We start from the raw sequence: 6,207 nt of genomic DNA on the forward strand, positions 1-6,207 counted from the left end.
GCTGCAGACCCCGATTTTCGTCGAGGAGTTCATCCTCGACCAGACGCTCACCCCGGCGATCGCCGAGTTCGGGCTCACCGGGCTCAAAGTGATCGACCCGGCGTGCGGCTCCGGCCACTTCCTGCTCGGTACATTCGATCGGCTCACCGCCGTGTGGGCTGAGGCGGCACCCGGCGTGGACAAGGGCGAGCGGGTACAGCGAGCCCTCGACTCGATCAATGGCGTCGACCTGAACCCCTTCGCGATCGCTATCGCCCGGTTCCGGCTTACGGTCGCGGCAATCAAGGCCGCTGGGATTCCCACGCTCACGGCTGCGCCGGCCTTCCGCTACCATCTCGCGATCGGCGACTCGCTGCTCGGGAGTGTCGCGCCGAGTGCCACACTCGACCTCGGCGACGGCGAATACTTCGAGTACGACGCCGAGGATCTCCGCGAGTACGCTGACATCCTCAGACCAGGCCAGTACCACGTGGTCGTGGCTAACCCGCCGTACATCACGGTGAAGGACCGAGCGCTGAATCGGCGCTACCGAGATTTGTATTCAACCTGTAGTGGCACCTATGCACTGTCAGCCCCATTCGCCGAACTGTTGTTCCGCCTCGCAAAGCGCGATGTTGCCGGGAGCGGGGCTGGTCACGTGGGACAGATCACTTCTAACTCATTTATGACACGCGACTTTGGAAAGACTCTCGTTGAGGGATTCCTTTCGGGAAAGATGTGGTCCGACCCGCTCCGACCACAACCGGTCGACCTGACGCACATTATCGACACCTCGCGTGCTTGGATTCCCGGCCACAACTCTGACGGTACGCCGACCGTCATCCTTGTCGGCCGGCCTCGCCGACCGCATGGCCCGACGCTCAGAGCGGTCTTGGGCGTTCGATCTGAGAATGGCCAGCCTTCGGTAGCCGCAGATGGGCTCGTCTGGCGCGACATCATCGACCACATCGACCAACCCGGTTACAACGGCCCTTACGTCTCCGTCGCCGACATGCCGCGCGCCATTTACGCGACGTTCCCGTGGTCGCTCTCCGGAGGAGGCGCCGGTGAACTAAAGGACAGGATCGAGGCAGCTTCCAACCAGCGACTGAGAGCTGCGCTTGGTGTACCGATTGGCGGGTCGATTCGAGTGGGCGCAGACGAAGCGTACATGCGGCCCCGCCTCATGGCGGCCGAGGCGGGAATCGCCCACTACTTCAGGCCGATCGTCATTGGCGAGTCCGTGCGTGATTGGTCTAACTACGGAACGGAGCGGATCCTCTTCCCCTACGCCGATGACCTGAAACCGACCGATGCGGCTGATCAGGCTCTCTGGCCCTGGAAGTCAAGCCTTGCCCAGCGGGCAACTTTTCAAGGAGTGATGGCTGACGCCGGACTCCGCTGGTCCGAGTACATGCAGTTCACCCGCTGGTCTGTCCAGTCAGCAATGTCGATTACGTTCGCGTTCGTGGCGACGCACAACCACTTCGTGCTCGACCGGGGTGGAAAGGTGTTCAACCGTTCAGCTCCGGTGATCAAGCTGCCGGAGGGTGCGACCGAGGAGGACCACTACGACCTGCTCGGCGTCCTCAACTCCTCCACTGGACTCTTCTGGCTCCGGGAGACAGGATACGAGAAGGGGTCCGGTACCGAAGCCTGGGAGTGGCGCTACGAATTCACTGGCCGACAGATCCAAGACTTTCCGTTACCCGTCCGTCGCGCCCGCGACCTCGTCCGTCGCGTCGACGAGACGGCCCGCTCACGTGCCGAAGTGACGCCGAGCGAATTCTTCGCCGATCCGGGGTCATCGGCGCTTCGAGATGCAAAGGCCGAGTGGCTGCGCCTTGGACGTGAGCTGGTCGCACTTCAGGAGGAGCTCGATTGGTGGATTTACGTCGCGTACGGACTCGCCGACGCAGACCTCGCTCCTGAGCCACCGGAGTTGATTCCGGTCGAGCCGAATGAGCGGATCTTCGAGATCCGCCTCGCCCGTGAAGTCGCAGCAGGGGCATCGGAGACGGCCTGGTTCGAGCGTCACGGTCGCACGCCGCTTACCGAGTTCCCAGTGCACTGGCCTGCGTGGTATCGCGACCTTGCCGAGCGGCGGCTCGCAGCAACGGCGTCGAGCCCTTCCCTGCGCATGCTCGAGCAGCCTGAGTACAAGCGACGTTGGGCGGGCGCGAGTTGGGACACACTGCTCGCGGATGCCGTGAAGACGGCCCTCCTCGACCTGCTCGAGACCGCCGACTTGTGGCACGACTCGGCGAGTCGACCGGTCGTGCGTTCCGTGGCCCAGATGGCCGACGACCTACGGCGTGACGAGCGATTCCGTGAACTGCTGATAATCCACACCGGGTCGCAGGACTATGACCTCACCGCCGAGGTCGCGAAGCTTCTCGCGGTTGAGGCTGTGCCGGGGCTCGCTGCGCTGCGCTACAAGGCGCCGGGGCTCGAGAAGTTCCGCGCCTGGGAGCGCACGTGGGAGCTGCAGCGTGCCGAGGATCGCGGCGAACGAGTCACTGTCCCAGTCCCGCCGAAGTACGCGCAGGCTGACTTCCTCAAGACGAGCTACTGGTCAGTACGAGGCAAGCTCGACGTGCCGAAGGAGCGGTTCATCGCCTTCCCCGGTAGTAGGCTCCCCGATGACACCACAGAGCTGTACGGCTGGGCAGGGTGGGACTATGCGGAGCGCGGCCAGTCTGTCGCGCGCCTCGCGAATGACCTCTCCCGTGCCGCGGCACCGGCCGAGCAGATCATCCCGCTCGTCGGCGTTCTCATCGAGATCGAGCCGTGGCTGAAACAGTGGCACGATGAGATCGACGCCCGATCGGGCGTCAGCCCCGCGGCCGCCGTCGCCGGGATCACCACCACACTGCTTGCGCGACTCGGAATCGGCAGAGATGGCGTCGAATCCTGGCGACCAGCACCCACCACACGCGGGAGGAAGCGCGCATGACCGACTACACCCTGAACTCACCGCTGCGCGACCTCATCGCGCTCCCTGAGCGGGTCGAGGCCGCCGACTTCGTCATCAAGCTCGACGAAGGCGTCGCCCGGCACGAGCAGACCATCAAGGACTACGTCGTCACCGAGGCGATCGCTGCCGCCATCGGCGACGGGATCGACCTCGTCGGTAGTTCCCTCAGCGGGCAGTCGTCCCGAGGCACCTTCCTCGATGGCTCCTTCGGCTCCGGCAAGTCGCACTACATGGCGGTGCTCCACCTACTCCTCTCCGGCAGCGTCTCCGCCCGGCAGATCCCTGGGCTCGAGCAGATCGTCGCCGCCCGGCAGGACACCCTCGAGCGAAACCTGCTCGTGCTCGACTACAACCTGCTCGGAGCGAAGTCTTTCGAAGATGCCATCTTTGGTGGCTATCTCGATACTGTCGCCCGCAAGCACCCCGACGCCGCCGCGCCCGTGCTCCACGCCAGCGACGGCCTCCTGGCTGACGCCCGTGGCCTTCGCGCCCGGATGGGCGACGAGGCATTCTTCGCTGGGCTCGGCGGCGGCGACGCCGCCTGGGGCGACCTCGGCGGCGTCTGGCAGGCCGCGAGTTTCGATGTCGCCGTAGCCGCGGCACCGGGGCACCCCGACCGCGACCGGCTTGTCAACGACCTCGTCGCGGCCTACTTCTCATCGTCGGTGCGTGCCGGCGAATGGCTACCGATGAAAGACGCCCTGCTTTCGCTCACCACGCACGCAAAATCGCTCGGTTATCAGGGACTCGTCTTCCTCATTGACGAAATCGTGCTCTGGCTCGGCCAACACCTCGCCGATCAGGCCTGGGTGCAGAACGAGATCGAAAAGGTTGTTCAGCTCGCCGAGAACGCCGCCGCCAACCTGCCGATCCCCATCACCTCCTTCCTCGCGCGCCAGCGCGATCTCCGCGACTTCCTCGGCAGCCACGTCGCTGGCGCCCAGCGCGTTGCTCAGGGGCAGCTCTTCCAGTACTGGGAAGACCGCTTCTCGAAGATCCGGCTCCACGCTGCCGACCTGCCGAAGATCGTCAAGCAGAGGCTCCTCCGCCCCGTCTCTGCCGGTGCCGCCGCCACTCTGGGCGCGGCCCTCACCGAAGTCAAGCGCGACTATGCTGCCTGGGGCTACCTGCTGTCCGACGACGCGAACTCCGACGAGCGAGCTTTCGCCGACGTCTACCCTTTCACCCCGGCGCTCGTCGACACGATGGTCGCGCTCTCCAGCCTCATGCAGCGCGAGCGTACCGCCCTCAAGCTCATGGCCGAGCTCCTCAGCGACGGGCGCGAGACACTCCTCGTGCGAGACGTCATCCCCGTCGGCGACCTCTATGCGCCCGTCGTCCTCGGCGGATCGCAGCCGCTCACTGAGGAGATGAAGCAGCACTTCGCGATCTCAGCGCGCTTCTATCGGCAGAAGATGCTTCCGTACCTGCTGCGGAAGCACGGGATCGCGGAAAGCGACGTTTCGGGTCTCGCGCGTGGCCATGCATTCGTCACCGAGGACCGGCTTGCCAAGACCGTCCTCATCGCAGCCCTTGCCCCGGAGGCGCGGTCCCTCGCGAACCTGACCGCAGCGAAGCTTGCCGCTCTCAACTGGGGCACCATCGACGCCTTCATCCCCGGCACCGAGGCGGAACAGGTGCTCGGCATCGTCCGAAGCTGGGCGGCAGAGTTCGGCGAAATCAGCGTCGGAGACGGCGCGGACCCGATCATCATCGCCACGCTCAGCGGTGTCGACTACGACTCGATTCTTGACCGTGTCCGCACCGAAGATAACCAGCAGACGCGGCGCGAACTCGTTCGCAAGCTCATCGCCGACGAGCTAGCGCTGCCGCCCGACAACCTCGTCGGGCGTCAGATTAGTCACGTCTGGCGGGGACACAAGCGCACCGTCACCGTGAAGTTTGGCAATGTTCGCGACGAGGCCGAAGTGCTCGACAGCGACCTCATGCACGGCGATAGCGAGTGGCACGCCGTCATCGACTTCCCATACGACAGCGGTACCCACTCGCCGGCGGATGACGTCGCCCGGCTTCGGAAGCTGCGGGACAGCGGTCGTTCGGCGAACACGATCGCGTGGATTCCGAATTTCCTCTCCGATGCGAGGCAGGCCGACCTCGGCAAGCTGGTCCTTCTCGAATACCTCCTCACCGGTAACCGCTTCGACGCGAACGCCGACCACCTCCCGCTCGCGGACCGTGGCCCGGCCCGGCAGACCCTCGAATCGCAGCGGCGCACCCTGCGCGATGTCCTCACCACGGCGCTGCGGCAGGCCTACGGCGTCAACGCGCCCGACGAGGCCAACGTCGGCAGTGACCTCGCCGGGAATGAGATCTACTCCGTGCTCGCACCCGGGCTCACCATCGCGCCGCCACCCACAGGGACGCTGCTCACTGGGCTACGCCACGCCCTCGAGACCGCGTGGGCGAACGAGTTCCCTGACCACCCCGACCTCGGGATGGAAGAGGTCACGGTGCGGCGTCTCGGCGAGGCCATCGACCTCATCACCTCGACTGTCGAGGCCGGCGGCCGCCGCCAGGGGCTCAGCGCGCCCGAGCAGCGGCTCGCGCGCGACATCGCCGTCCCGCTCGGCATCGGCGCGGTTAACGAGAATGTTGTTGTTGTCGACCAGGCACACTTCCGGTGGGGCGCGAACCTTGCCCGCTGGGAGGGCGAACTCGGTGCGGCGACCACGGTCGGCGGCCTGCGCGCGAAGCTCGCCTCGTGGGGCATGACGAAGCCGATGGAGGACGCGATCCTCATCACCTGGGCGCTCATCGGAAACTACGAGTTCAGCGGCACCAGCGCGCCCGCCATCGGCGCGCTGCAGAACGGCGCGCAACCGCGAAAAGCCAACCTGCCGAGCGACTCTGACTGGGCGCTCGCGAAGGACCGCGCCGGAAGTATCTTCGGCGTCGCGCCCGAGGCGAATCTCACCCCGCGTGCCGTCGGACGCTTCGCCGGAGTCATCCGTACTCAGGTGAGTGCCAGCCGCGTCGCCGAACTCGTCGTCCAGCTCGAAGCGCACAGCGCCATGCTCGGCATCGACACGACGACCGCGACCGGGCGTCTTGCCACGGCGCGCCGTGTCGCCGAACTCGTCAAGACACTATCCGGGACCGGCGGCGACAAGGCGCTCATCGAGACGCTCGCGACCTTCGACCTGCCGAGCGAGCTGACGGGGTTCGGCAGCGCCCATGGCACCGCAGAACGCCTCGCCAGGGAGCTGAGTGGGCTCGACTGGGGGATGGTC

The 6,207-nt window shown here is 65.9% G+C and carries 2 protein-coding genes; both read left to right on the top strand.

The features are described 5' to 3' along the window. Positions 1–2,935: BREX-2 system adenine-specific DNA-methyltransferase PglX (gene pglX / locus ACHZD8_RS04645; protein ID WP_394768988.1), on the top strand; the 2,935-nt coding region annotated here is incomplete at its 5' end. Then, positions 2,932–6,207: hypothetical protein (locus tag ACHZD8_RS04650; RefSeq protein ID WP_394768989.1), on the top strand; the 3,276-nt coding region annotated here is incomplete at its 3' end. The genes pglX and ACHZD8_RS04650, both read left to right, overlap by 4 nt.

The organism is Lacisediminihabitans sp. (assembly GCF_043726815.1).
Lineage (GTDB): Bacteria > Actinomycetota > Actinomycetes > Actinomycetales > Microbacteriaceae > Lacisediminihabitans.